We start from the raw sequence: 21,030 nt of genomic DNA, 5'->3' as shown, positions 1-21,030 counted from the left end.
TTGGGCAGGTGCCGGCTACTCGTCCAGCCCCACCAGGGAGCGCGCGAAATCCCGCGCCTCGAAGGGGCGCAGATCGGCCGCCTTCTCGCCCACGCCCACCGCATGCACCGGCAGCGCGAATTCCTGCGCCAGCGCCACCACCACGCCACCCTTGGCCGAGCCGTCGAGCTTGGTGACGACGAGGCCCGTCACATCCACCATCTCCTTGAAGACGCGCACCTGGCTCACCGCGTTCTGGCCGGTGGTGGCATCGAGCACGAGCAGCGTGTCATGCGGGATGGTCGCGTCGTCGCGCTTGAGCACGCGCACCACCTTGCGCAGCTCCTCCATCAGCGCAGACTTGTTGTGCAGGCGCCCGGCGGTGTCCACCAGCAGCACATCCGCACCCGCCGCGCGCGCATCGCGCAGCGCGTCGAAGGCAAGGCCCGCGGCATCCGCGCCGGGCTTGGCCGGGGCCACGACATGCGCGCCGGTGCGCTCGCCCCAGATCTGCAATTGCTCCACGGCGGCGGCGCGGAAGGTGTCGCCCGCCACCATCCAGACCTTCAGCCCTTCGGCGCGATACTGCTCGGCAAGCTTCGCGATGGTCGTCGTCTTGCCGGTGCCGTTCACGCCCACCACCAGCACGACATGCGGCGCATGTCCGCGCGTGACGACGAGCGGCTGCGCGACGGGGGTCAGGATGGCGGCGATCTCTTCCGCCAATGCCGCCTTCACCTCCTCCGGCGTCACCTCGCGGCCGAAGCGCGTGCGGCGGAAGCTCTCGACGATGCGGCCCGAAGCGCTCACGCCCAGATCGGCGGCGATCAGCGTCTCCTCCAGCTCCTCCAGCGCGGCGTCGTCCAGCTTGCGCTTGGTGAAGACACTGCCGATCGCATCGGTGAGCTTGGCGGTGGAGCGCGCAAGGCCCGCCTTGAGCCGCCCGAAGAAGCCGAGCGTGGGCGCGGGCTCCGGCGCGGGTTCAGGCTCCGGCGCGCGCGCCTCGACAGGGGGCGGGATTTCCGTCGGCGGGGCTTCGACGGGCGTCGGCTCAACGACGGGCTCAGGCGCCGGGGGCGGCGTCTCGGGCGCGGGCGGCGCCTCCACCGGCGCAGCGGCTGGCGCGGCCGGTTGTTCCGTGGGCGCCTTGCCCGTCAGCTTGCCCCAAAGGTCACGCAGCGCCATCAGGCGGCCTCCGCCAGCAGCATGCGGCCATCCTGGCCCGTGACGCGCGCGCGGATCAGACTGCCGCGCGCCGCACCCACCACGCGGATCGGCGCGAAATGCTCCGTATGGCCCATGCCATCGGCCTCCATCAGGCTGTGCTCCACCTGGCCCACGCGGCCGGCGAGGAAGCGCGCGCGCTCGGCTTCGCCCGCCGCACGCAGCCGCGCCGCGCGCTCACGCCGCACATCCATCGGGATTTGCGGCATGCGCGCGGCGGGCGTGCCGGCGCGGGCCGAATAGGGAAAGACATGCAGGAAGGCGAGCTGCGCCTCCGCCACCAGTTCCAGCATCGCGGCCAGATGCTCCTCCGTCTCGGTCGGGAAGCCGGCGATGAGGTCCGCCCCCAGCGCCGCATCCGGACGCAGAGCGCGGGCGCGGGCGGAAAGTCGCAGCAGGTCGGCGCGGCTGTGCCGCCGCTTCATGCGCTTCAGGATCAGGTCATGCCCATGCTGCGCCGAGAGATGCAGATGCGGCATCAACCGCGCCTCCTCGGCGAAGACGCGCCAGAAATCCTCGCCCAGCGCGGCCGGGTCGAGCGAGGAAAGCCGCAGCCGCGGCAATTCCGGCACTTCGCGCAGGATGGCGCGGATCAGCGCGGGCAATGCGGGGTGGCTCGCCAGGTCCACGCCGGTCAGCACGATCTCCGCATGGCGCGTGGCGAGGTCTCGCGCCGCCGCGACGGCCTCCGCGATGGAGAGCGCCCGCGCCGGCCCCCGCCCCTGCGGGATGATGCAGAAGGTGCAGGCATGATCACACCCCTGCTGCACGGCCAGGAAGCCGCGCGTGCCGCCGCCCGCCGCGATGCCCATCGGCGCCGCGCGCTCGATCGCGGCCACCGGTGCGGCCCAGGCGGCGGGGTCGAGCTTCGCGCCATTGCCGATGACGCGCGTGACACCGGGCAGATCGGCCCAGCGCTCGGGCGCGATCTGCGCGGCGCAGCCCGTCACCAGGATGGGCCGGCCCGGGTTCTCCCGCGCGGCACGGCGGATCGCCTGCCGCGCCTGGGATTCCGCCTCGCCCGTGACGGCGCAGGTGTTGACGATCAGCGCATCGGCATAGCCCGCCCGCGCCGCCAGGCCACGCATGGTCTCGCTCTCGGCCAGGTTCAGCCGGCAGCCAAAGGTGATTGTCTCAGCCAAGAGTGAGCTCACCCTTGAACGCGGTCGCGACCGGCCCGCTCATCAGCACATGGCCATCCGCGCGCTGCTCGATCACCAGATCGCCACCGGGCAGCGAGACGGTGCAGCGCGCCTCGACCAGGCCCCGCCGCCGCGCATTCACCAGCGCCGCACAGGCGCCCGACCCGCAAGCCAGCGTATAGCCCGCGCCCCGCTCCCAGACGACGAGGCGGATATGGTCCCGCGCCAGCACCTGCACGAAGCCGATATTGGCGCGCTCGGGCAGCAGCGGGTGATGCTCCAGCTCCGGCCCGATGCGGAACACGTCCAGGGCATCGAGGTCTTCCACGAAGAAATTCGCATGCGGGTTGCCCATGGAGCAGCAGGCCGCATCGCTCACGCCATCGGCTTCCATGGGCACATGCAGCGTGTCCATCTCGCGCGCCAGCGGCACATCGGCCCAGCCCAGGCGCGGCGGGCCCATATCCACGCGCACCGTGCCATCGGCCAGGCGCTCGGCCCCCAGCAGCCCCGCGATGGTGCGGATCGAGATGCTGGAGCGACCCGTCTCGCCGAGGATGAGCGAGGCCGCGCAGCGCGTGCCATTGCCGCAGGCGCCGGCCTCGGTTCCGTCCGAATTGTGGAAGCGGAAAAAGACATCCGCGTCGGCCGCGGGCTCCAACGTGATCAGCTGGTCGAAGCCCACGCCGCGATGCCGGTCCCCCACCCAGCGGATGGTGTCGGCCGGCAGGGCGCGCGACTCTCCGCGCCCGTCGAGGATGACGAAGTCATTGCCCAGGCCATGCATCTTGAGGAAGGGGACTTGCATCCCCCGCATATAGGCCATGCCGAGACTTGGCGCGAAGGGGTGCGGGGGCCTATGTCCCTGCCGCATGACCTCCTCCCCCCTCCCCCGCCTCGCCGCCCTGCTGGCGCTTGGCGCGCTCACCGCCTGCGGCAGCAGCTACTCGGCCAATGAATATGCCGCGCGCGCCGTGCAGCAGGCGAACCCCGTGCAGCAGGGCGTCATCGTCGGCTCGCGCCGCGTCGCCATCGCGGCAGGCGGTGAAACCGGCGCCACCGCCGGCGCGGCCGCGGGCGGCGCCATCGGCGGCGCGGCGGCGGCCGGCAATTCCGTCAGCACCGCCCTGGGCGCGGTGGGCGGCGCGCTGCTGGGCAGCCTGGTCGGCACCACGGCCGAGCGCGCCACGGCCAACACCGACGCGGTGGAATACATCATCCGCAAGAACAGCGATGGCGAACTGATTTCCGTGACCCAGCGGGACCAGGTGCCCATCGCGCTCGGCACCGCCGTGCTGGTGATTGCGGGCAACCAGGCGCGTGTGGTGCCGGACTACACCGCGCCCCAGGCCGATCCCCCGGCCCGCACAGGCCAGCGCCGCCCCGCGGCGCCCCGCGCGGCGGAGCCCGCCGCGGGAACCGCGGCCGCACCACCCGCCCCCGTGGCCGAGACGCTGCCACCCGCGACCCCGCCAGCCGAGGCCGCCAGGCCGGAGGCCCCGAGCGAGCCGGCCGCCGCGCCCCCGGCCCTGCCGCCCATCGCCGCCCCCATGGACGCCGCCCGGGCGCCTTAGCCGCCCGGAACTTCCTCGAGCGCGAAGAACACCGGCTTCCCCGCCGCGCGGAACCGCGCCACCTCCGCATCCGCGCCCGCCGAGGGGCCGCCCAGCCGCAGGCAGGCATCACAGCGCTCGGCCAGCGCCAGGCTGAGCGGCATCATCACCTCCTCGTAGGCGTCCGGCGTGCCCCCGGCCGCCGCGATCACCGGCAGCGCCATGTTCACCCCGATCACCGGCACATGGCCGAGCCGCAGCACGGCCAGCGCCGCCGCGTTCAGCGCGGCCAGCCGCGCCGCGCGCGTCTCGGCATCGGCATTGCCCGTGCTGTAGGGTCCGGCCAGCATGATCCACATGGCAGGGCTGCTGCCATGCGGGCCGCCCCAGGTCCAGCGCCCCTGGACTTCCTCCGCGCCGACCGCTAAAGACCCGCCTCCCTTGCCGCGGCCGTTGGACAGCCCGGCGAGCGGGAATGCTTGCCTCCCTCGCATGGTGCGAGAGCCTGGGGCAGCCCCAACCCACCGACAGGAGGGCCCGAATGTCCAAGATGAAGACGACCTCGAGCGCCAAGAAGCGCTTCAAGATCACGGCCACCGGCAAGGTCATGGCCGGCCCCGGCAAGAAGCGCCACTGCCTCTCCGCGCGCAGCCAGAAGGCCAAGCGGCAGAACCGCGGCTCCCAGGTTCTCGAACCGCAGGATGCCAAGACGGTGATGACCTGGCTGCCCTACGGGCTTCCCCGGTAAAGCGCGCGAAGGAGAAGAGATATGGCTCGTGTCAAGCGCGGCGTCACCGCCCATGCCCGCCACAAGAAGGTCCTGGACCTCGCCAAGGGCTATGTGGGGCGCAGCTCCACCACCTATCGCGCGGCCCTGCAGCGCGTCGAGAAGGCGCTCCAGTACGCCTATCGCGACCGCCGCAACAAGAAGCGCGATTTCCGCGGCCTGTGGATCCAGCGCATCAACGCCGCCACGCGTGAGCATGGGATGACCTATTCCCAGTTCATCGCGGGCATCAAGGCCGCCGGCATCGAGATGGACCGCAAGGTCCTCGCCGCGCTGGCCTATGACGAGCCGGCGGCCTTCGCCGCCATCGTCGAGAAGGCCAAGGCCGCCCGCCCCACCGCCTGATCGCGGTCGGACGACGAGGTTTCAGGGGCCGCGGCGCGCGAGCGTTCGCGGCCCCTTTTTCGTTCAAGCAAGGGTGTCTTCATGTCGGATGATCTCGCGGCGCTGGCCGCCAGCACCGAAGCCGACCTCGCCGCAGCCGGCGATCTGCGCGCGCTCGACGCCGTGCGCGTCGCCGTCCTGGGCAAGTCCGGCGCGCTGACCGCGCTGCTCAAGGGCCTGGGCGCCATGCCCCCCGAGAGCCGCAAGGAACGCGGTGCGGCGGTGAACGCGCTGAAGCTGCAGCTCGAAGCCGCCATCGAGGCGCGCAAGGCGGTGCTGGAAGCGGCCGCGCTGGACGCGAAGCTCGCCGCCGAGACGCAGGACATGTCCCTGCCGCCGCGCCCCTTCGCGCCCGGCGGAACCGGCGGCATCCACCCCATCTCCCGCACCATCGAGGAGCTGACGGCGATCTTCGGCGCCATGGGCTTCAAGGTGGTGGAAGGCCCCGACATCGAGGGCGACTGGTACAATTTCGCCGCGCTGAACATCCCCGACCATCACCCCGCGCGGCAGGACCAGGACACCTTCTACCTGCCGGGGATGATCGACGGCCGGCGCACGGTTCTCCGGACGCAGACGAGCCCCTTGCAGATCCGCACCATGATCGGCCAGGCCCCGCCGATCCGCGTCATCGCGCCCGGCCGCACCTATCGCGCCGACCATGACGCGACGCATTCGCCCATGTTCCACCAGGTCGAGGGCCTGGTGATCGATCGCGGCATCACGCTGGGCCATCTCAAGGGCTGCCTCACGGATTTCCTGCGCAGCTTCTTCGGCATCGCGGACCTGCCCGTGCGCTTCCGCAGCAGCTACTTCCCCTTCACCGAGCCCTCGATGGAGGTGGATATCGGCTGGAACCGGAAGACGGGCGAGCTCGGCGCCGGCACGGATTGGCTGGAGATCCTGGGCAGCGGCATGGTGCATCCCCGCGTACTGGCCAATTGCGGCCTGGATGCGCGCGAGTGGCAGGGCTTCGCCTTCGGCATGGGCATCGAGCGCATCACCATGCTGAAGCACGGCATGGCCGACCTGCGCCCCTTCTTCGAGGGCGATACGCGCTGGCTGAGCCACTACGGCACGAACCCGCTGGCTCCGGCCTCGCTGCAGGAGGGCGTGTGATGAAGTTCCCTCTGTCCTGGTTGCGTGAGCACCTCGAAACCAGCGCGACGCTGGACGAAATCTCCACCACCCTCTCCGCCATCGGCATCGAGGTCGAAGGCATCGAGGATCGCGCCGCGGCGCTCGCGCATTTCCGCATCGCCCGCGTGATCGAGGCCGTGCAGCACCCCAATGCCGACCGCCTGCGCGCGCTGCGCGTGGATGTGGGCGATGGGCGTGAGCTTTCCGTCGTCTGCGGCGCGCCCAATGCGCGCACCGGCATGATGGGCGTCGCCGCACTTCCGGGCGCCTTCATCCCCGGCACCGGCATCACGCTCAAGGCCGGCGAGATCCGCGGCGTGAAGAGCGAGGCGATGATGCTCTCCGCCCGCGAGATGGGCCTGGGCGAGGACCATTCCGGCATCGTGGACCTGCCGGAGGACGCGCCGCTCGGTGCGCGCTACGTGGATTATGCGGGTCTGGATGACCCGATCATCGAGATCAAGGTCACGCCCAATCGCGGCGATGCGCTCAGCGTGCGCGGCGTGGCGCGCGACCTTGCGGCCGCCGGCCTCGGTCGCCTCAAGCCCTGGTCCGCGCCCGCCATCACCCCCGCCTACGAGACGCCGCTCACCTGGCGCATCGAGGATCCGCGCGCCTGCACCTGGGTGCTGGGCCGCGCGGTCCGTGGCGTGAAGAACGGCCCCTCCCCGCAATGGCTGCAGGACCGGCTCACCGCCATCGGCCTGCGGCCCATCTCGGCGCTGGTGGATGTGACCAACTGGTTCACCTTCGCGCTGGGCCGGCCTTTGCACGTCTTCGACGTCGCCAAGGTGAAGGGCAAGACGCTCGCCATGCGCATGGCCCGCGCCGGCGAGGAACTGCATGCGCTGAACGGCAAGACCTATGCGCTCACCGAGGAGGACGGCGTCATCGCCGATGCCGAGGGCCCCGAGGCGCTGGGCGGCATCATCGGCGGCGAGCCTTCCGGCTGCGACGAAACCACCACCGAATGCTTCATCGAATGCGCGCTGTTTGACCCCGTGCGCGTGGCGCTCAGCGGCCGGCGCCACAATGTCTTCACCGATGCCCGCGCCCGCTTCGAACGCGGCCTGGACCAGTCCCTGCTGCCCGCGGCGCTGGATGCCGCGACGGCCATGATCATGGAGCTCTGCGGCGGCGAGGCGAGCACGGTCAGCGAGGCCGGGCACGCCCCCGCCTGGCAGCGCACCGCGACGCTGCGCTTCGAGCGCCTGGCCGGCCTCGGCGGCCTGGCCGTCCCGCCCGACCTCGCGGTGGAACGGCTGGAGGCGCTGGGCTTCACCGCCACCGAGCGCGATGACACGCAGGTGACGGTCGCGGTGCCGCCCTGGCGCAACGACATCGCGGCCGCCATCCACCTCGACCAGGACCCGACGCTGGACGCCGAACGCGCCCGCATCGCCGCCGAGGGCTGCGCCGCCGTGGAAGCGGAATGCGACCTCGTCGAGGAAGTGCTGCGCCTCGGCGGGCTGGATGCCGTGCCCTCCGTCTCGCTCCCCGTCGCCTCGCCCGTGCCGCTGCCGGCCCTGGACGCGAAGCAGGTGCGTGCGGCCCTCGCCCGCCGCGTCATGGCCGCGCGCGGCCTGCAGGAGGCGGTGACCTACGGCTTCATCGAGCACCGCATCGCGGGGCTCTTCGGCGACACGCCCGAGGCGCTGCGCCTCGAAAACCCCATCGCCTCCGACCTCGACCAGATGCGCCCCACGCCGATCGCCTCGCTCGCTTTGGCGGCGGCGCAGAACGCTGCGCGCGGGTTTGCCGATGTGGCGCTCTGCGAACTCGGCGGCGGCTATCGCGACACGACGCCCGCGGGCCAGCTCGCCATCGCCTGCGGCCTGCGCAGCGGCGCCACGCCCGCCAATTGGGCCGCCCCCGCGCGCCCGGTGGAGGCGCTGGACGCCAAGGGCGATGCGCTGGCGGTGCTGGAAGCCCTCGCCGTCCCCATGGCTGCCCTGCAGGTCACGGCCGATGCGCCCGGCTACTACCACCCGGGCCGGTCCGGCGTGCTGCGCCAGGGGCCGAAGGTGGTGCTGGCGCAGTTCGGCCAGCTGCATCCTCGCCTTTGCGCCGCACTCGACCTGCCGAAGGACAGCGTCGCCTTCGAGGTCTTCCTCGACGCGATCCCCGAGCCCAAGCGCCGCCGGAAATCCGCGCCCGACCTCTCGGCCTTCCAGCCGGTGCGGCGTGACTTCGCCTTCCTCGTGGATGCGCATGTGCCGGCCGAAAAGCTGACACGCGCGGCCGCAGGCGCCGAACGCGCGCTGATCACCGACGTCACGCTCTTCGACCGCTACGCGGGCGATCGCCTGCCGGAGGGCAAGGTGAGCCTCGCCATCCAGGTGACGCTCCAGCCGCGCGAGCGCACGCTGACGGATGCCGAGATCGAGGCCGCCGCGGCCAAGATCGTGGCCGCCGTGACGAAGGCGACGGGGGCCACGTTGCGCGGGTGACGCGCTTCGGTTGACAGTTTCCGGGGGGACGGTTACCTCCCCCCGCGTTGGCGGCGTAGCTCAGCTGGTTAGAGCACGGCACTCATAATGCCGGGGTCAGCGGTTCAAGTCCGCTCGCCGCTACCATCTTTCCCTAGAGAAACTTGAGGTTTTCCGCTGATCGGCGGGCGCCAGGTCGGGACAGATCCGGCCAGGAATGGCCGGTTTTGCCCATGTTTTCCCGCAAAGATTGGGCAAGGATTGGGCAAGCCGGCCAGGTCAGGCGATTCGGCGAATCGCCGCGCGCAGGTGCTCGGCCGAGACGGCCGCATATCGCTCAACCATGGCGAGGCTCTGCCAGCCGCCGATCCTCATCAGGGTGTAAAGATCCACGCCGGCCATCACCATGCGGGCCGCCCAATCGTGGCGCCAATCGTGCGGCCGGAAGCCTTTGATTCCGGCGGCTTTGCAGGCCGTGGCGTGCGCGCGGCTCAGCGGGTTTCCGCCGATCTCAACGGTGTCGGCGTAGGGCGCGCCTCGGCTCGAGTGAAAGACGGCGCCGCGATGCGGCTTGCCGGCTGCGTGCCACATTCCCCACAAAAGCAGGATTACGCGCGGGTGCATGGGCACGGCGCGCGCGCGGCCGCTCTTGGCTCGAGCTGCGCCGATTCGCAGGGTTTCCGTTGCGAAATCCACCTCGCGCCAATCGAGCTGCAAAGCCTCCTGGGTGCGCAGGCCGGCATAGGCCATCAGCAGCACGGGGCATGCGGCGTGCGGGTTATAGCTGCGCAGCAGGGCCGCGCGCTCCGGCTCGGTGAGGAGCACCAGGCGCTCCTCGCGCTTGCCGCCGATCGGCGCCAGGCTCGGCGCCGGCAGTTCGGCCGCCGCGCAGGTGTGGCGGATCGCGGCGAGCAGCAGGGCGCGATAGCGGGTTGCGGTGCCGGCCGAATGGGCCGGATGGGCCGCCTGCCATTCGCGCCAGGCCTCGGCCAGGCTCTCGAGCTGGTGGTGGCCGATCCGATCGCTCAGGGCGCGCAGGCGCGGCCGATCGAGGGCGTGGATGGGCTCTGGCCTGGTCAGATAGGCCAGGATGCACTCGGCGACGGTTAGGGCGCGCGCCCGCCCGGCAGGGCCTGCAAGATGGGCCTCTCGGATCCGCGCCGTTTCTGCGGCGATCCATGCCTCTGCGTCAGCTCGCGAATGCGCGCCTGTGCTGATTTCGCGCAGGGTGACGGTTTCACGGCCAATGCGGATGGTGCCGCGCGCGTGCCAGGTCTTGCCGCGCTTTCGGAGGTGGATCGCCATTCTAGGGCCTCGATCAGCCTTTTCGCTTGAGCGGGCGTGAATAGCAGGGTTCGGCCTCGGCGCACCACGCGCAGGCCCGGATCCGCCTGCATGGCATCGGCCAGGCGGCGGCGCACGGTTTTCGCGCTGCAATGGAGCTGCTCGGCGAGATCCTCGAGGGTGAGCAGCTGGGGGAGAGCGGCGGTGTCAGGCATTGGCGAGCTCGAGCAGGATGGCGGCATGGCAGCAATCGGGCTCATCTGGCGCCGGCAACGGGCCCCAACACGCCAGGTTGCGGCCGCGCAGCTCGCCGAGGCGCGGCTGCAGGCCGTTGAGCGCCGGCCGGCCGCCTGGCTCACCTTTGCGGAACATGGCGGCGCACATGGCGCGCAGCTCGGCCTCGGTGCCGCGATAGCCTGCCGCGCGGGCGCCGGCCACGGTCCAAGGGTTTCCGAATGGGCCAGGCCGCGCCACGCTGCGCGCCGGCAGGCCGTTGGCGGCCTGGCTGGCGGCCTGCAGGTTGAAGCCTGGCGCGCGGGAGAGGCGCATGCGGATGGGCCTAACCATGCCGGCGCCTCCTGGCCTGCAGGTGCTCGAGGTTGCGCCAATGCTGATCGCTCATGTGCTGCGCGCACGCATGATCGAGGATGAGCTCGCGCGGCGACATGCTCAGGCTCTGCAGGCGGTGCGGCTCGAGGAGCACGCCGAGCGGCAGGATCTGCAGATCAGGCCGGCCGAGGTGGCGCGCCAGGTGCTGAGCGTAGCTGAGACTGAACGGCGCCGGCCAGATGAAGACGGCGCCGCGCGGGGCGGCGAGGATCTGCGCGGCCGTCTTGCCATGCTGCCGAGCAGGTTGCGAGGTCTGTGTGCTGAGCGCGCGCAGCGAAACCGCCGCGTTGAGTAGCGCCATGCCTGCCAGATCCTCGCGGGCGATCGACGCCGGCTCGATGTGCTGCGCCGCCTCCGCAAAAGCCTCGCGCTTGGCATCCTCGGCCGCAGCATGTGCGGCGGCGCACTCGGCCGAAAGTGCGCGCAGCATCGCGGCCGTTCGCTGGTGAAACATCGCCTCGCGCGTGGTGTTGCGGGCGGCATCGAGATAACCGGCCGCGCCCCAACTGGCACGGCGCATGTGTTGCTCGGCGAGCTGCTCAACCGCGTCGGGAGCGTTATCGCGATCGCTCATTTCCGGCGGGCCTCCTGGCGGGATTGGCAGGCGAGGCAGCGGGTGGCGCTGGGCAGGGCCTGGCGGCGCTTCGGCGAGATCTCCTCGCCGCAATCGCTGCACTCGAGCGAGCCGGCGCCGCGCGGCCGCGCGGCCTCGATCGCATCCTGGCGCCAGGTTTCCGAGATCTCGGCGGCGCGGTCCATCTGATCGGGCATCACGCGGCGTCCTTCTCGAGGGCGAGCTGCTGCCGGGTCTGCTCTGCCCATGCCTGCGCCTCGGCCAGGTTCCAGCCAAACTCCTCGGCGAGATCCAAGGCGCCACGGCCGGCGCGGATCATGTCGCGCGCCTCCGGCAGATCCTCCTCGGGAAACGGCCAATCGGTGCGCCAGGTGCGCTCGGCGATCGGCGCGGCGCCGGCCGTGGGATCCTCGGCCGGGGCGGCCTCTGGCCCGGATCCGCCGCAATCCGCGGCATCCTCCGGCGCCTGCAGAAACTCGGCCGGGATCGGCTGGAAAAGGCGCAGCAGGCCGAGCTTCTCGGCCTTTTTGCGCACCGCCTCGGGCGAGCGGATCTCGGGGCCCGGCAGCGCGGCCAGGCGCTCAGAGATCTCGCGCATGCTCATGGTGGTCGGGTAAAGGCGGCGCAGCAGGGCCTCGCGCTCGGGCGTGTAGGTGCGGCCGGCCTCATCGAGCGCGGCCGGCGCCTCGGCGGCGGTGAGCGGCGCCAGGCCCTGCGGGATCTCGCGGCCTTCGCGCTTGAGGCGCAGGCATTGGATCGCATAGGCCCGCACCGCGTCCGCGTTCGGCATCGGCTCGCCTGGCAGCGCGGCCAGGCGCTCGCGGATCTCGGCGAGGGGCATGCGCGTGGGATAGAGCTCGGCGAGCAGCGCGCGGCGCCATTGGTTCCAGGCGCTGGGCGGCGCCGGCCAGGTGCTCGAGCTCGGCCGCTCGGCCAGGTCGGCGGCCACGGCCTCGGCGAGGCCTTCGCCGCGCGCCTCGGCGGTTGTTGGGGTGGGTCGCTCCTGCCATCGGCGCGCAAGCTCAGAGAAGATGCCGAAAGTTGTGCTGGCGGGGGGCGGCGCTGGCGGCGTGCGCGCGCCAGGTTCGGCGCGCTCGAGCAGCAGCTCGGCAAGCTCGAGGTGATCGTCGAGGCGGTGGCCGAGCTGCGCCAGGGCAAGGCGCGTCTTGCCGCTTGCCGGCTCGGCCTCGAGCTCGAGCTCGAGCTGGTCAAGCCAGCTCGAGATGGTGTTGCCCATGGTGACGGCGCCGCGCAGCGCCTCGGCCGACAGGTCGGCCAGGTTCTTGATCGTCATCAGAGAAAGATCTCCGCAAGGAAAAGGGGGCCGAGGATGAGGAGGAGGAACGCCAGCAGCTCGCCGGCAGCGCGCAGCACGGTCATTGATCGATGCCGAGCTGCAGGGTGGCATTCAGGAAGCGCCAATACGCATCCGCCGGCTGCCAGGGCGTGATCTGCGGGACGTGATCGCAGCTCGGCAGATCCGGCCAGGGCCAGGCGCTGGGCGCGAGCAGATCCCGCTTCTCGGCGGCCAGCATCTGCAGATCCGCGCGCTTGATCGCGGGATGGCCGATCAGCTCCTCGGCCAGGCCGAAACGCGCATGAATGGCCGCGATGATCGGGCGCTCAACCACGTCAACCAACGCGGGGCCGAGGAGCTTTTTCACGGGGCTGATGATGTCTCCGATCATCGCCTCGTGCGCGTCATGCAGCAGCACGGCACGGCGCAGCGGCAGCGGCTCCTCGGCCATCATCTGCGCCATGAGCACGCAATGCTGCGCCACGCTGTAGATCGGGCCGCCGCGCGTGTGGCCGAGGAAGCGCGGCAGGCGCGAGAGGCAGGTGGCGAGATCGCGCAGGGTGAGCTCGGCCAGGTCGGGCTCGAGCAGATCCACGCAAAAGCCGGAGTGCATCTGCATCCATGCGCCGTGAGCGGGTGGCATGCGGCTCGGCGCGGCCGAGGTGGTGGGGGCTTCGCTCATGCGCCGCGCTCCTCGAGCTCGGCGGCCGTGATCAGGGCGTCGATCACGCGCAGCGCGGGATTGATCGCCGACACGCCGACGCGCAGCAGCCGCAGATCCGCCGGCCTGGCCGGCAAGAGGCGCAGCAGCTCGCGGGCCGGCTCCGCGCTGATCGCGCGCTCGATGCGCGTGAGCGGCTCCTCGGCGAAGATCGCGCGGGCCGAGCGAGCGAGCCGCGCCGTATGCCAGTAAGCCTCGGCGCGGCGGCTATGGGAGATCCGCAAGCCGCGCTCGCCGCGCTGCTCGGCGGTGTGGAAGGTCGCGGCATCGGCCTCAGCCTCGGCGCGCCTGGCGCCATCCTCGGCGCAGTCGATCAGGACATCGAGGGCGGGCAGATTGACGGGCGGGCTCGCGAGCAGGCGGCGCAGCAGCTCGAGCAGCGGGAGGCCGGCGGGGTGCGCCGCTGCGGCCAGGTCGGCATGCTTGAGCATCAGGCGCGCGCCTCGCGCGGACACCAGTGCGGCGCGCGGTCGGCGGCCTGGTGGTGCCAGGCGATCAGCCGGCCGACGCCGGCCTCACTGCAACGTGCGGTGCGCGAGCTGCCGCCGGGGGCGGCGTGCGGCTGCAGCTGGATGGCGGGGCACTCCGCGCAGCGGCGGCGCGGCGGTGGGGGCGCAGGGGGCGGCGTATGTGCCGCCGGTTGGGCAAGATCCAGCATCATGCCGCCCGCCGGGCCGAGGGCAGGGCTTCACAGCTCTCGACGCGCCAGCCTGGCGGCTCGCCGCCCGACATTTCGACCGCCTCCAGGCGCGCAAGGCGGATGGCCTCGGCGCGGTTGGGCGCGCTCAATCGCTGAACGTGGGTTGCTTCGCGCCCGTGGCGCAGGGTGACGCGGAAATCGTGCATGGGCTCGCTCCAGCGCCGCAGGATGCGGCGATGGGGCGATTAATGCATGAGGTGCAAAATACCCGCAAGGGCGTTATTGCGTTACGTGCAAAATCTTGGCTATGGTCGCGGCTTCACGATGCCAGCGTGTAGGCTGGCGATGCCTCAACGGAGGATGAGATGGTGGATGAAGCCGCAGGCGGGATGAAGAAGGAAGTCGGCGCGGAGGTTTTGCGCCTGGCGCTGGCGCAGGCGCAGTCCGGCTGGGCCGCGTGGGATTCGCTCGACCGCAAGCTCGCGGCGGTGTTTGCCCAATCCATCACGCTGGCCGTCGCCGCCGCAGGCGCGGTGGGCGCCGCGCTGCTGGGGCGCGTGGCGATTCCAGGCTATCTGGCCCTGGGCGCGGCCGTTCTGGGCGGAATGTTCGTCCTGGCGGGCGTCATCGCCATGTGGGGCATGCGGCCGAGGGCCGCCACGCCATATGGGGCGCGCCCGGTGTGGTCTGACACGCACGCGCTGCGGGCCAGTGAGGCCGGGGATGCCATGGTGCTGTTGGCTTGGGGCCAGAGCGATGTGTGGGAGGCCAATGAGCGCTGCATGGCGCCCGTGCGGCGCGCGGCACTGGCTTCGCAGCTGGTGCTTCTGGCGGCGGTGCCGTCAGGTGCCTTTGCCGCCCTCGTCGCCGCGCGCTGGCCCTTCTGACTTGCCCTTGCTGCGGGTTGTTGTGTCGATGGGTGGATTAGTGCCGGGCGGGCGGCCGATCGAGTTGATCGAGACAGAGGAATCCCGCGTCGGCTGCTGGGTGATGGTGCGGTTGCCGGGCTTTTGCTCGGGTGGTTTTGCCATGCGCTATCTCCTCTGCACCCAGCGCACCACGGCGGCGGTGCGGAGCTGGATATCCTCGCCGGAGTCCATAGTCTCGTAGCTGAACAGGCGCACCGTGTCGGGCGCGCCGCCCGGCAGCACCTTCTTCACCAGGCGCTGTCCGTCCATCGTCTCGACCACGCAATCCTCGTGCAGGATGTCCTTGCGGTCCACCGGCCGCGCTTCGCAGAACAGCACATCGCCTGGGCGATAGGCTGGCATCATTGAGGTGCCGGTGACGCGGACGGCAACCGCATCGGTCATGCCTGGCGGGGCTGGTAGCAACTCCCCGTCATCGTCAAGCGGGAAGACCACTGCCCCCGCTCCGACTGTGCCGCACATGCGCGCGTAGGTTTGCTCGGTCAGGATATCGGCCGGATCGGTAACGCCAAGGGCTCGCATGATCGCAAGAAACTTCGTGGCGAAGATCGGCTGCGCCCCGGACTCGTAGCGGGACACTTGCGAGGCTGAGCACTCGGCCTTTGCGGCTAGTTCTTCCTGGTTCAGGCGCGCGGCATCGCGCAGGACCGTAAGCCGCGTGAACGGCCTCCCTGCCTTGGCTTTCGGGGATGTCCTAGGCCTGCCCATAGGCCGAAGGTCGGCGCTCAATGCAAAAAAAGCCAGAGCGTCAAATGCAAAACCCCTTCCCTTGGGATTTTGCTTGTGGTGCAATACGCTCATGACGCTCTCCGATTACCTCAAGCAGAACGGCATCACGCGCTTCGCCTTCGCGGCGCGGGTGGGGGTTCACGCCTCCACCATCGGTCGCCTGTGCCGTGGCGAAACCGCGCCGGAGGCGAGCCTTCTGGCCGCCATCGTGCGCGAGACGCAGGGCGCCGTCCTGCCGAATGACCTGTTCCCGGCCGTGATGGCGCAGGTGCCGCCCCAGGGCGCGGCCCCCAGCGAGGCTGAGCCGCAGGCGGCCGCGTGATGGCGGGCCTAAAGGTCCAGATCGCGTGGCCGGCGGCGGGATGGTTGAGCCAAAAGCCACGCGCCCACGTCTGGGATCTCCGCTCCGTCGCGCATGTCGAAGGCTTCTTCGATGCGCCGAAGCGCAAATGCGCGGCTGGCCTGGCGCAGGTGGCAACGGCCGCGCAGGTGAGTTGGCTGGCCGGTAGGGCCGCCTTGGATGGTGAAGCTCTTCACGTCCACCTGCCGCTCCGTCTCTTCGTCCTCGGCGTCGATGTAGAGGATGCGGATGGTTGCCGGCTGTCGCAGGTCGAAGATGTCGGGGCGCTGGCGGGGCGGCGGCGCAGGAGCCTCGGGCGGGATCGCGGGGTTTCGCCGATCCGGCGTGTAGGGGATTCGGCGCTGATCGTCGCGCGGGGTGCGTTTCAGGGCGCCGAGAAAGAGAAACGCGCCAACCAGCAGCGCCAGCACCACCCAAACAGGATCCATTGCGGCCGCCCTCCTCTGGCGGCGCGCCAGGTTGCCACATCTGCCGGGGGTTTCCATGGCTGATCATGCGATGGGCTTTGCCGGCCTGCGGGCCGAGATCGCGGCCAGGGTCGCCGAAAGCCGCCTCGCCGAGCAGATGCGCCAGGCCGTGGCCGGCATCGTCGTTGGGGTGCTGCAGCGGGCTTCGATGCGATGCGGCGGCCATGAAGAAAAGGCGCGGCCGGTTGCAGCCGACCGCGCCTTGAACACTGAAACCATCAACTCCGGTGAACCTCTCCATGTCCGCAATCTCGGCCATGGAGCTCGCGAATGTCCTGGGGAAATCACCACCGAAAAAGTTGGGGAACAAAAGTGATTGACACGCTCGATCATCGTTCCGTGGTGGGTGGCGTCATCTGTGAGGCGCTCCGCGCCCGCTACGGCGAATTGAAGCACGCGCCAAAGCGCCTCGCGGCACTGACCGGCACCACGCCGCGCACGGCCGAGAATTGGCTTGCCGGCCAGTGCGCGCCGCAGGTGGCGCAACTGGTTGAGCTCATGGCCGCAGATCCCGGAATTGAGGAGGTTGTTATGGAGCTGGTGCGCAGTCGGCGCGAGATCCGCTCGGCATGATCCTCGGCTCGCTTCAAGTCGTGTTCGGGTGGGTCGGCTTTGGCCTCATCCGGCAGCCGTGGCCGGGGCTTTGCTTGGGTTTGGTCAGCTTCTCGCTTTGCCGGGGGCATTGGGCCGAGCGGCTGCTCGAGGAGGCGCTGCGGCGGCGCGGCGCGCCATGACGCTCCTCGGTTTCACGATCTGCGCGATTGTCGCCGGCTGCGCCTGGCTCACCTGGCGGAACCGCAATGAGCCGCTGCCGGATACCTCCGAGGATCCCTGGTTTCAGCCATACCGCGCCGAGCCGGCGCAGCAGCTCGAGGAGGAGCGCGAGCCATGAAGCGGGAGGAGGCCGAGCGGCTGCGGGCGCCGATCGCGCACGCCGAGCAGGCGGCCGCGCTGGCGGTGGTGCCGCTGGTGTGTGCGCATGGGGCGCAGGGCGCGATCGGCGCCGTGGCCGTGGTGCTCGGCAAGATGGTGGCCGGCGCGCATGCGCAGGGCCTTCTCGAGGGCTCGGTGGCCGAGAACATGGCGCGCATCGAGGCGCTGATCGGTTGCGGCCTGCATGAGCAGGTGACGCAGAACAACGTGCGGGCGGGTCGCGCGTGAGCGCCGCTCTCGGCCACATCAAGCCGGAGGCGCTGCGCCTGCCGCCGGCCAATCTCGAGGCCGAGCAGGCCGTGCTCGGCGCTCTCCTGCGGAACAACAAGGTGGCCGATCGGATCGCCTTCCTCGAGCCGCACCATTTCGCCGACGCCATCCACGGCCTCATCTTCAACGCGATGATGCGCCGCATCGATTCCGGCCGCCTGGCCGATGCGGTGACGATGCGCCAGGAGTTCGCCAATTCCGGCGCGCTCGCCGAGGTCGGCGGCGATGCCTACCTGGCGCAGCTGCTCGGCGCCTTCGTCTCGATGGTGGGCGTGGCCGAATATGCGGCCGTGATCCGCGATTGCTGGTTGCGGCGCCAGGTGATCGAGGCCTGCGATCTCGCGATCGAGCGGGCGCGCGGCGTTGAGGGTGGCGAGCTCGCCGGCGGTGACATTCTCGCCGCGCTGGATGGCGAGCTCGCCGGCCTCTCGCGCGATGGCAACGCCGGCCAGGAGCTGCGCGGCTCGAGCACGGTGGCGGCCGAGGTGATGGCCGGTTTCGTGGCGGCGGCCGAGCGGCAGGGCGGCCTCGCCGGCATCACCTCCGGTTATGCCGGCCTCGATCGGATGCTCGGCGGGTTCATGCCGGGCCAGCTCATCCTCCTCGCCGGCCGGCCTGGCATGGGCAAGACGGCGGCCTCGCTCGGCATCACCACGCGCAGCGCAGCAGCTGGGCATCGGTGGCTCTATGCCTCGGCCGAAATGGGCGCCGGCCAGGTCATGGCGCGCGCCGTGGCGGCGGTCTCGGGCGAGCCGCTCACGGCCGTCTTGCGCGGCGGGTATCACGATCCTGAGAGCGGCGCCTGGTGCTCGCATCACGCGGGCGGGCCGGAGGCGCATCGGATCGCTGCGGCGGTGCGCCGGCTCGGCCAGCTGCCGATCGAGTGGGATGATTCGCCGATGCAGACGGTGGCGAGCATCCGCGCCAAGGCCCGCGCCATGAAGCGGGCCGGCGGCCTCGATGGCGTCATGGTGGATTACCTCGGCCGGATCCGGCCGAGCGAGCGGGCCATGGGCTTCAAGAATCGCGTGCAGGAGGTTTCCGAGATGGCGCGCGCCTTCAAGGAGCTGGCGCGCGAGCTCGAGGTGCCGGTGGTGCTGCTCTCGCAGCTCTCGCGCGGCGTGGAGCAGCGGCCGGATAAGCGGCCGGTGCTCTCGGATCTGCGCGACTCTGGCGAGATCGAGCAGGAGGCCGATACGGTGCTTTTCCTGTATCGCGAGCACTATTACCTGCTCGCCGCTGAGCCGCAGCGCGACGGGAAGCAGAGCGCCGAGCAGCACGCAGACAAGCTCGCCGAATGGACGCAGCGCCTGCAGGCGGCCGAGGGCCGCGCCGAGATCATCATCGCCAAGCAACGCCAAGGGCCGGTCGGGCCGGTGCGGCTGCGCTGGGATGGGCCGGCAACGTGGTTTCGCAATGATGTGGCGGATGGGGAGCCGGCGGTGCCGGGCCTGCCGGAATAGCAGAGGGGGAAAGCATGGGGGCGCAAGGCAAGGGGAAGCCGGGCGGGTTCCGCGAGCAGGTGCTGCAGCACCTGGCGGCGGCCGCGCCGGATGGTTGCCAGGTGAGCATCGGCGGCGGGCCGCTGCGGCCGGTTGAGGAGGTGCGCGAGGCGCTGCAGGTGGTGAAGGGCCAGGCGCTGCGCGAGAAGGCCGCAGGGCAACCGCAGCGGGATCTCGAGGAGGCCACGGGCGTTGCGCCGCAGCAGGCCGAGCGCGAGGCCGTGGCCGGCGGCATCGCGGCCGATCGGCTCCGCTCGATTGTCGATCGGATCGAGCGCCTCGAGCAGGAGCGCAAGGATCTCGGCGGCGACATCAAGGACGTGTTCAGCGAAGCCAAATCGGCCGGCTTTGATGTGAAGGTGCTCCGGCGCCTCATCCGCGAGCGCAAGATCTCGCCGGCCGAGCTCGAGCAGCAAGACGATCTCCTCGCGCTCTATCGCCGCGCGCTGGCCGGCACCGAAACCCAAGAAACCGAAAGCTAAACCATGGCGCGCCGCTGCACCTGCTCCAAGATCATCGGCCTGCTGCATGAGGATCCGCGCCTGCGCACTCTGCCGCTCGCTGCGCAAGCTCTCTGGCTGCACCTGGCGCACGCCATGCTGCGGCCTGGTTTCGAGGGCGCGTTGCCTTTTCGGGATCCGCGCCGGGTTTCGCTTTTGGTTTCCGCCGAGGTTTCCGAGGTGGGGCCGCTGCTCGGTTTGCTGATCGCCGAGGGGCTGCTCGCCGAGGAGGGCGAGAGCCTGGTGGCGCCGCTGCTGCGCGAGGCCGAGGCCCGCGTGCTGGCCGCGCGGCGAAACGGCGCAAAAGGCGGGCGGCCGCGCCGTGATGAGACGCCAGAGCAGGCGGCGGCCAGGCGCCGGCAGGGCGAGCTCCTCATGCCGATCGCCGCGCCACGGAAACCCACGGAAACCTCGGCGGCTGGGTTTCCGGGCAGTAGTAGCTCTCTCAGTAAGACTGAAAGTAACTCAGTATCGCGCGAGGAAACCTGGCAGCAGCTGGGCGCCGAGCTGGTGACGATCGCGGGCCTCGATGCCTCGAGGGTGGAGCGGCGGCCGGTGCGCGAATGGCTCGAGGCAGGCGCCTCGCCTGAGCTGATCCGGCATGTGGTGCGCCAGGTGAGCAGCTGGGCAGGCTTCAAGGCCGAGAAGATCTCAACGCTCGGCTATTTCGGAAAGGCGATCATGCGGGAGCTCGAGGCGGGATCGCCTGGCGCGAGCCTTCCGCCGATCGGCGAGGCGGCAACCGATTTCGAGCTCGAGGTGCAGAAATGGAAAGAGAGCGGGTATCAGGGGCCGGCGCCGCAGCGCAAAGCGCGGGCGGCCTGATGGGGGCGCTCGGCACGCGCCAGGCGGCGAGCCTGCGGCCGGCGCCGCAGCGCCAGCCGATCGACATCGAGCGCCTCTTGGTGTGGGTGTATCGCGATCAGCGGGCCGATGTGGTGATCGATCGAGGGGCCGGGCTGTATGAGGCCGAGGCGGCGCTCGATGGCGTGGCGGGATCTTACGTCTCGGTGTGCGGTTGCGCGGCCGTGGCGCGGATCCAGGCGCTGGGCGTGCGGGTGGATCGGCAGGGCCGCGATGCGGGCGCGCTCGATCCTGACGCCGAGGTGATTCATCGGGCCGTGATGCAGCTGAGCGATCGGGTGGCGGGCCTGCCGCGCTCGCGCCTGGTCATCCAGAACGCGGCCACGGCCTCGAGGCCGGATGCGATGGTGGATGAGGTGCCTCGGCCGATTCCGATCCTCAACCGCGAGGGGCGGCCGGCGGTGGAATGGCTGGACAAGGGGCGGCGCTTCGGGGTGTGCCGCGTGGACTATCAGCCGAGCGCCTCGGCGATTCTCGCGGCGCGCGAGGAATATGCCGCCTGGCACCAGGCGCTGCGGCTGCTCGCCTTCGTGCTGCAGCGCGAGCCGCGAGTAACCAAGTTTCACGCGCTTTCGCCTGCAGCTCCGGCCGCACCATGGCTCGAGGCGCGTTGACGTGCGCAACTGAGCTTGACTAGATGGGGCCGCCACGATTGCGCCTGCCGGGGGAAACCTCGGCGGGCGCTTTGCATTTCGGGCCTCGGCGCCAGCCG

Annotated in this window: 31 protein-coding genes and 1 tRNA gene; 17 read left to right on the top strand and 15 right to left on the bottom strand. The window is 70.8% G+C overall.

The genetic code is table 11. The features are described 5' to 3' along the window. Positions 1–15 precede the first annotated feature (15 nt). The 3 genes from ftsY to dapF are packed head-to-tail and all read right to left on the bottom strand — an operon-like array spanning position 16 to position 3,153. Entirely contained in the window at positions 16–1,164 is a 1,149-nt protein-coding gene (gene ftsY / locus KTR66_RS19575) for a signal recognition particle-docking protein FtsY (protein ID WP_213615564.1), read from the bottom strand. After that, positions 1,164–2,345, bottom strand: coding sequence for a MiaB/RimO family radical SAM methylthiotransferase (locus KTR66_RS19570; protein ID WP_249732278.1), 1,182 nt, complete (start codon positions 2,343–2,345; stop codon positions 1,164–1,166). Before KTR66_RS19570 ends, ftsY begins: the two co-directional genes overlap by 1 nt. After that, a complete protein-coding gene (dapF, locus tag KTR66_RS19565; protein ID WP_213615561.1) occupies positions 2,338–3,153 on the bottom strand; it encodes a diaminopimelate epimerase in 816 nt (271 codons plus the stop codon). The genes KTR66_RS19570 and dapF overlap by 8 nt, the downstream gene beginning before the upstream one ends. A gap of 64 nt (positions 3,154–3,217) precedes the next feature. On the opposite strand from dapF, the gene KTR66_RS19560 reads away from it, so the two are divergent. Further along, positions 3,218–3,919 (top strand): hypothetical protein, encoded by a 702-nt coding sequence (locus KTR66_RS19560; protein WP_213615559.1) that lies wholly within the window; start codon positions 3,218–3,220, stop codon positions 3,917–3,919. Here the strand turns inward: KTR66_RS19560 and KTR66_RS19555 are convergent. Then, positions 3,916–4,257, bottom strand: coding sequence for a DUF1937 family protein (locus KTR66_RS19555; RefSeq protein ID WP_213615557.1), 342 nt, complete (start codon positions 4,255–4,257; stop codon positions 3,916–3,918). The genes KTR66_RS19560 and KTR66_RS19555 overlap by 4 nt on opposite strands. Before the next feature lie 182 nt (positions 4,258–4,439). Here KTR66_RS19555 and rpmI point away from each other — a divergent pair, with 182 nt between their 5' ends. The 5 genes from rpmI (at position 4,440) to KTR66_RS19530 (ending at position 8,785) form a co-directional block, all read left to right on the top strand. Next, positions 4,440–4,646 (top strand): 50S ribosomal protein L35, encoded by a 207-nt coding sequence (gene rpmI / locus KTR66_RS19550; RefSeq protein WP_213615555.1) that lies wholly within the window; start codon positions 4,440–4,442, stop codon positions 4,644–4,646. Between the two features lie 21 nt (positions 4,647–4,667). Then, the gene (rplT, locus tag KTR66_RS19545) at positions 4,668–5,030 is read left to right on the top strand and encodes a 50S ribosomal protein L20 (RefSeq protein WP_213615553.1); all 363 of its coding nucleotides are present in this window, start codon (positions 4,668–4,670) and stop codon (positions 5,028–5,030) included. Between the two features lie 81 nt (positions 5,031–5,111). Then, positions 5,112–6,188 carry a phenylalanine--tRNA ligase subunit alpha gene (gene pheS, locus KTR66_RS19540; RefSeq protein WP_213615551.1) on the top strand — a complete coding sequence of 359 codons (1,077 nt, stop codon included), beginning with the start codon at positions 5,112–5,114 and terminating at the stop codon, positions 6,186–6,188. After that, positions 6,188–8,659: a phenylalanine--tRNA ligase subunit beta gene (gene pheT, locus KTR66_RS19535; RefSeq protein WP_213615549.1), complete on the top strand. Its 2,472-nt coding sequence runs from the start codon at positions 6,188–6,190 to the stop codon at positions 8,657–8,659. Before pheS ends, pheT begins: the two co-directional genes overlap by 1 nt. A 49-nt stretch (positions 8,660–8,708) precedes the next feature. Then, positions 8,709–8,785: transfer RNA gene (locus KTR66_RS19530), tRNA-Met, on the top strand. 132 nt (positions 8,786–8,917) lie between these two features. On the opposite strand, the gene KTR66_RS19525 is transcribed toward KTR66_RS19530, so the two are convergent. The 9 genes from KTR66_RS19525 to KTR66_RS19485 form a co-directional block, all read right to left on the bottom strand. Beyond that, positions 8,918–9,943, bottom strand: a complete 1,026-nt coding sequence (locus KTR66_RS19525) for a site-specific integrase (RefSeq protein ID WP_213615548.1) — start codon at positions 9,941–9,943, stop codon at positions 8,918–8,920. A gap of 186 nt (positions 9,944–10,129) precedes the next feature. Further along, positions 10,130–10,489 carry a DUF4326 domain-containing protein gene (locus KTR66_RS19520; RefSeq protein ID WP_213615547.1) on the bottom strand — a complete coding sequence of 120 codons (360 nt, stop codon included), beginning with the start codon at positions 10,487–10,489 and terminating at the stop codon, positions 10,130–10,132. Further along, positions 10,482–11,105, bottom strand: a complete 624-nt coding sequence (locus KTR66_RS19515; RefSeq protein WP_213615546.1) for a hypothetical protein — start codon at positions 11,103–11,105, stop codon at positions 10,482–10,484. The genes KTR66_RS19520 and KTR66_RS19515 overlap by 8 nt, the downstream gene beginning before the upstream one ends. Further along, positions 11,102–11,302, bottom strand: a complete 201-nt coding sequence (locus KTR66_RS19510; protein WP_213615544.1) for a TraR/DksA C4-type zinc finger protein — start codon at positions 11,300–11,302, stop codon at positions 11,102–11,104. Before KTR66_RS19510 ends, KTR66_RS19515 begins: the two co-directional genes overlap by 4 nt. Then, positions 11,302–12,399, bottom strand: coding sequence for a hypothetical protein (locus KTR66_RS19505; RefSeq protein WP_213615542.1), 1,098 nt, complete (start codon positions 12,397–12,399; stop codon positions 11,302–11,304). Before KTR66_RS19505 ends, KTR66_RS19510 begins: the two co-directional genes overlap by 1 nt. 82 nt (positions 12,400–12,481) lie before the next feature. Then, entirely contained in the window at positions 12,482–13,084 is a 603-nt protein-coding gene (locus tag KTR66_RS19500; RefSeq protein WP_213615541.1) for a hydrolase, read from the bottom strand. Beyond that, the gene (locus tag KTR66_RS19495) at positions 13,081–13,554 is read right to left on the bottom strand and encodes a hypothetical protein (protein WP_213615539.1); all 474 of its coding nucleotides are present in this window, start codon (positions 13,552–13,554) and stop codon (positions 13,081–13,083) included. The genes KTR66_RS19500 and KTR66_RS19495 overlap by 4 nt, the downstream gene beginning before the upstream one ends. Then, a complete protein-coding gene (locus KTR66_RS19490; RefSeq protein WP_213615537.1) occupies positions 13,554–13,784 on the bottom strand; it encodes a hypothetical protein in 231 nt (76 codons plus the stop codon). The genes KTR66_RS19495 and KTR66_RS19490 overlap by 1 nt, the downstream gene beginning before the upstream one ends. Continuing rightward, positions 13,781–13,969, bottom strand: coding sequence for a hypothetical protein (locus tag KTR66_RS19485; RefSeq protein WP_213615535.1), 189 nt, complete (start codon positions 13,967–13,969; stop codon positions 13,781–13,783). The genes KTR66_RS19490 and KTR66_RS19485 overlap by 4 nt, the downstream gene beginning before the upstream one ends. Positions 13,970–14,131: 162 nt before the next feature. Here KTR66_RS19485 and KTR66_RS19480 point away from each other — a divergent pair, with 162 nt between their 5' ends. Further along, positions 14,132–14,650 carry a hypothetical protein gene (locus tag KTR66_RS19480; protein ID WP_213615533.1) on the top strand — a complete coding sequence of 173 codons (519 nt, stop codon included), beginning with the start codon at positions 14,132–14,134 and terminating at the stop codon, positions 14,648–14,650. A 147-nt stretch (positions 14,651–14,797) separates the two neighbouring features. On the opposite strand, the gene KTR66_RS19475 is transcribed toward KTR66_RS19480, so the two are convergent. Further along, complete coding sequence (locus tag KTR66_RS19475) at positions 14,798–15,493, bottom strand: XRE family transcriptional regulator (RefSeq protein WP_213615531.1); 696 nt, start codon at positions 15,491–15,493, stop codon at positions 14,798–14,800. Here KTR66_RS19475 and KTR66_RS19470 point away from each other — a divergent pair. Next, positions 15,492–15,743, top strand: coding sequence for a helix-turn-helix transcriptional regulator (locus KTR66_RS19470; RefSeq protein ID WP_213615529.1), 252 nt, complete (start codon positions 15,492–15,494; stop codon positions 15,741–15,743). The genes KTR66_RS19475 and KTR66_RS19470 overlap by 2 nt on opposite strands. A gap of 8 nt (positions 15,744–15,751) precedes the next feature. On the opposite strand, the gene KTR66_RS19465 is transcribed toward KTR66_RS19470, so the two are convergent. Then, positions 15,752–16,210 carry a hypothetical protein gene (locus tag KTR66_RS19465; protein ID WP_213615527.1) on the bottom strand — a complete coding sequence of 153 codons (459 nt, stop codon included), beginning with the start codon at positions 16,208–16,210 and terminating at the stop codon, positions 15,752–15,754. Positions 16,211–16,265: 55 nt separating this feature from the next. Here KTR66_RS19465 and KTR66_RS19460 point away from each other — a divergent pair, with 55 nt between their 5' ends. The 9 genes from KTR66_RS19460 to KTR66_RS19420 all read left to right on the top strand — a co-directional run bounded on the left by KTR66_RS19460 (position 16,266) and on the right by KTR66_RS19420 (position 20,932). Further along, on the top strand, positions 16,266–16,565 hold the full coding sequence (locus KTR66_RS19460) for a hypothetical protein (protein WP_213615525.1): 300 nt from the start codon (positions 16,266–16,268) through the stop codon (positions 16,563–16,565). Then, the gene (locus KTR66_RS19455) at positions 16,562–16,822 is read left to right on the top strand and encodes a hypothetical protein (protein WP_213615523.1); all 261 of its coding nucleotides are present in this window, start codon (positions 16,562–16,564) and stop codon (positions 16,820–16,822) included. Before KTR66_RS19460 ends, KTR66_RS19455 begins: the two co-directional genes overlap by 4 nt. Continuing rightward, positions 16,819–16,983, top strand: coding sequence for a hypothetical protein (locus tag KTR66_RS19450; RefSeq protein ID WP_213615521.1), 165 nt, complete (start codon positions 16,819–16,821; stop codon positions 16,981–16,983). The genes KTR66_RS19455 and KTR66_RS19450 overlap by 4 nt, the downstream gene beginning before the upstream one ends. Further along, entirely contained in the window at positions 16,980–17,141 is a 162-nt protein-coding gene (locus KTR66_RS19445) for a hypothetical protein (protein WP_213615518.1), read from the top strand. Before KTR66_RS19450 ends, KTR66_RS19445 begins: the two co-directional genes overlap by 4 nt. Beyond that, positions 17,138–17,410 carry a hypothetical protein gene (locus tag KTR66_RS19440; RefSeq protein WP_213615516.1) on the top strand — a complete coding sequence of 91 codons (273 nt, stop codon included), beginning with the start codon at positions 17,138–17,140 and terminating at the stop codon, positions 17,408–17,410. The genes KTR66_RS19445 and KTR66_RS19440 overlap by 4 nt, the downstream gene beginning before the upstream one ends. Further along, the gene (locus KTR66_RS19435) at positions 17,407–18,915 is read left to right on the top strand and encodes a DnaB-like helicase C-terminal domain-containing protein (protein ID WP_213615515.1); all 1,509 of its coding nucleotides are present in this window, start codon (positions 17,407–17,409) and stop codon (positions 18,913–18,915) included. Before KTR66_RS19440 ends, KTR66_RS19435 begins: the two co-directional genes overlap by 4 nt. A 260-nt stretch (positions 18,916–19,175) precedes the next feature. Beyond that, positions 19,176–19,436, top strand: a complete 261-nt coding sequence (locus KTR66_RS24890; protein WP_371819176.1) for a DUF2312 domain-containing protein — start codon at positions 19,176–19,178, stop codon at positions 19,434–19,436. A gap of 3 nt (positions 19,437–19,439) precedes the next feature. Beyond that, a complete protein-coding gene (locus KTR66_RS19425) occupies positions 19,440–20,279 on the top strand; it encodes a hypothetical protein (RefSeq protein WP_213615511.1) in 840 nt (279 codons plus the stop codon). Then, positions 20,279–20,932 (top strand): hypothetical protein, encoded by a 654-nt coding sequence (locus tag KTR66_RS19420; RefSeq protein ID WP_213615509.1) that lies wholly within the window; start codon positions 20,279–20,281, stop codon positions 20,930–20,932. Before KTR66_RS19425 ends, KTR66_RS19420 begins: the two co-directional genes overlap by 1 nt. Positions 20,933–21,030: the final 98 nt, after the last annotated feature.

This window comes from Roseococcus sp. SDR, from assembly GCF_019083995.1.
In the GTDB taxonomy this organism is placed as follows: Bacteria; Pseudomonadota; Alphaproteobacteria; order Acetobacterales; family Acetobacteraceae; genus Roseococcus.
This window is presented reverse-complemented; position numbering and strand designations above follow the sequence as displayed.

Bases quoted from the DNA above. Each gene is read 5' to 3' on its own strand.
- KTR66_RS19470 (WP_213615529.1), top strand. From the start codon at position 15,492: ATGACGCTCTCCGATTACCTCAAGCAGAACGGCATCACGCGCTTCGCC.
- rplT (WP_213615553.1), top strand. From the start codon at position 4,668: ATGGCTCGTGTCAAGCGCGGCGTCACCGCCCATGCCCGCCACAAGAAG.
- KTR66_RS19505 (WP_213615542.1), bottom strand. From the start codon at position 12,399: ATGACGATCAAGAACCTGGCCGACCTGTCGGCCGAGGCGCTGCGCGGC.
- KTR66_RS19555 (WP_213615557.1), bottom strand. From the start codon at position 4,257: ATGTGGATCATGCTGGCCGGACCCTACAGCACGGGCAATGCCGATGCC.
- KTR66_RS19420 (WP_213615509.1), top strand. From the start codon at position 20,279: ATGGGGGCGCTCGGCACGCGCCAGGCGGCGAGCCTGCGGCCGGCGCCG.
- KTR66_RS19495 (WP_213615539.1), bottom strand. From the start codon at position 13,554: ATGCTCAAGCATGCCGACCTGGCCGCAGCGGCGCACCCCGCCGGCCTC.
- KTR66_RS19475 (WP_213615531.1), bottom strand. From the start codon at position 15,493: ATGAGCGTATTGCACCACAAGCAAAATCCCAAGGGAAGGGGTTTTGCA.
- pheT (WP_213615549.1), top strand. From the start codon at position 6,188: ATGAAGTTCCCTCTGTCCTGGTTGCGTGAGCACCTCGAAACCAGCGCG.
- KTR66_RS19515 (WP_213615546.1), bottom strand. From the start codon at position 11,105: ATGAGCGATCGCGATAACGCTCCCGACGCGGTTGAGCAGCTCGCCGAG.
- ftsY (WP_213615564.1), bottom strand. From the start codon at position 1,164: ATGGCGCTGCGTGACCTTTGGGGCAAGCTGACGGGCAAGGCGCCCACG.
- KTR66_RS19445 (WP_213615518.1), top strand. From the start codon at position 16,980: ATGACGCTCCTCGGTTTCACGATCTGCGCGATTGTCGCCGGCTGCGCC.
- KTR66_RS19490 (WP_213615537.1), bottom strand. From the start codon at position 13,784: ATGATGCTGGATCTTGCCCAACCGGCGGCACATACGCCGCCCCCTGCG.
- KTR66_RS19500 (WP_213615541.1), bottom strand. From the start codon at position 13,084: ATGAGCGAAGCCCCCACCACCTCGGCCGCGCCGAGCCGCATGCCACCC.
- KTR66_RS19560 (WP_213615559.1), top strand. From the start codon at position 3,218: ATGACCTCCTCCCCCCTCCCCCGCCTCGCCGCCCTGCTGGCGCTTGGC.
- KTR66_RS19450 (WP_213615521.1), top strand. From the start codon at position 16,819: ATGATCCTCGGCTCGCTTCAAGTCGTGTTCGGGTGGGTCGGCTTTGGC.
- KTR66_RS19460 (WP_213615525.1), top strand. From the start codon at position 16,266: ATGGCTGATCATGCGATGGGCTTTGCCGGCCTGCGGGCCGAGATCGCG.
- KTR66_RS19485 (WP_213615535.1), bottom strand. From the start codon at position 13,969: ATGCACGATTTCCGCGTCACCCTGCGCCACGGGCGCGAAGCAACCCAC.
- rpmI (WP_213615555.1), top strand. From the start codon at position 4,440: ATGTCCAAGATGAAGACGACCTCGAGCGCCAAGAAGCGCTTCAAGATC.
- KTR66_RS19525 (WP_213615548.1), bottom strand. From the start codon at position 9,943: ATGGCGATCCACCTCCGAAAGCGCGGCAAGACCTGGCACGCGCGCGGC.
- KTR66_RS19510 (WP_213615544.1), bottom strand. From the start codon at position 11,302: ATGCCCGATCAGATGGACCGCGCCGCCGAGATCTCGGAAACCTGGCGC.
- KTR66_RS19440 (WP_213615516.1), top strand. From the start codon at position 17,138: ATGAAGCGGGAGGAGGCCGAGCGGCTGCGGGCGCCGATCGCGCACGCC.
- KTR66_RS19465 (WP_213615527.1), bottom strand. From the start codon at position 16,210: ATGGATCCTGTTTGGGTGGTGCTGGCGCTGCTGGTTGGCGCGTTTCTC.
- KTR66_RS19425 (WP_213615511.1), top strand. From the start codon at position 19,440: ATGGCGCGCCGCTGCACCTGCTCCAAGATCATCGGCCTGCTGCATGAG.
- pheS (WP_213615551.1), top strand. From the start codon at position 5,112: ATGTCGGATGATCTCGCGGCGCTGGCCGCCAGCACCGAAGCCGACCTC.
- dapF (WP_213615561.1), bottom strand. From the start codon at position 3,153: ATGCAAGTCCCCTTCCTCAAGATGCATGGCCTGGGCAATGACTTCGTC.
- KTR66_RS19520 (WP_213615547.1), bottom strand. From the start codon at position 10,489: ATGGTTAGGCCCATCCGCATGCGCCTCTCCCGCGCGCCAGGCTTCAAC.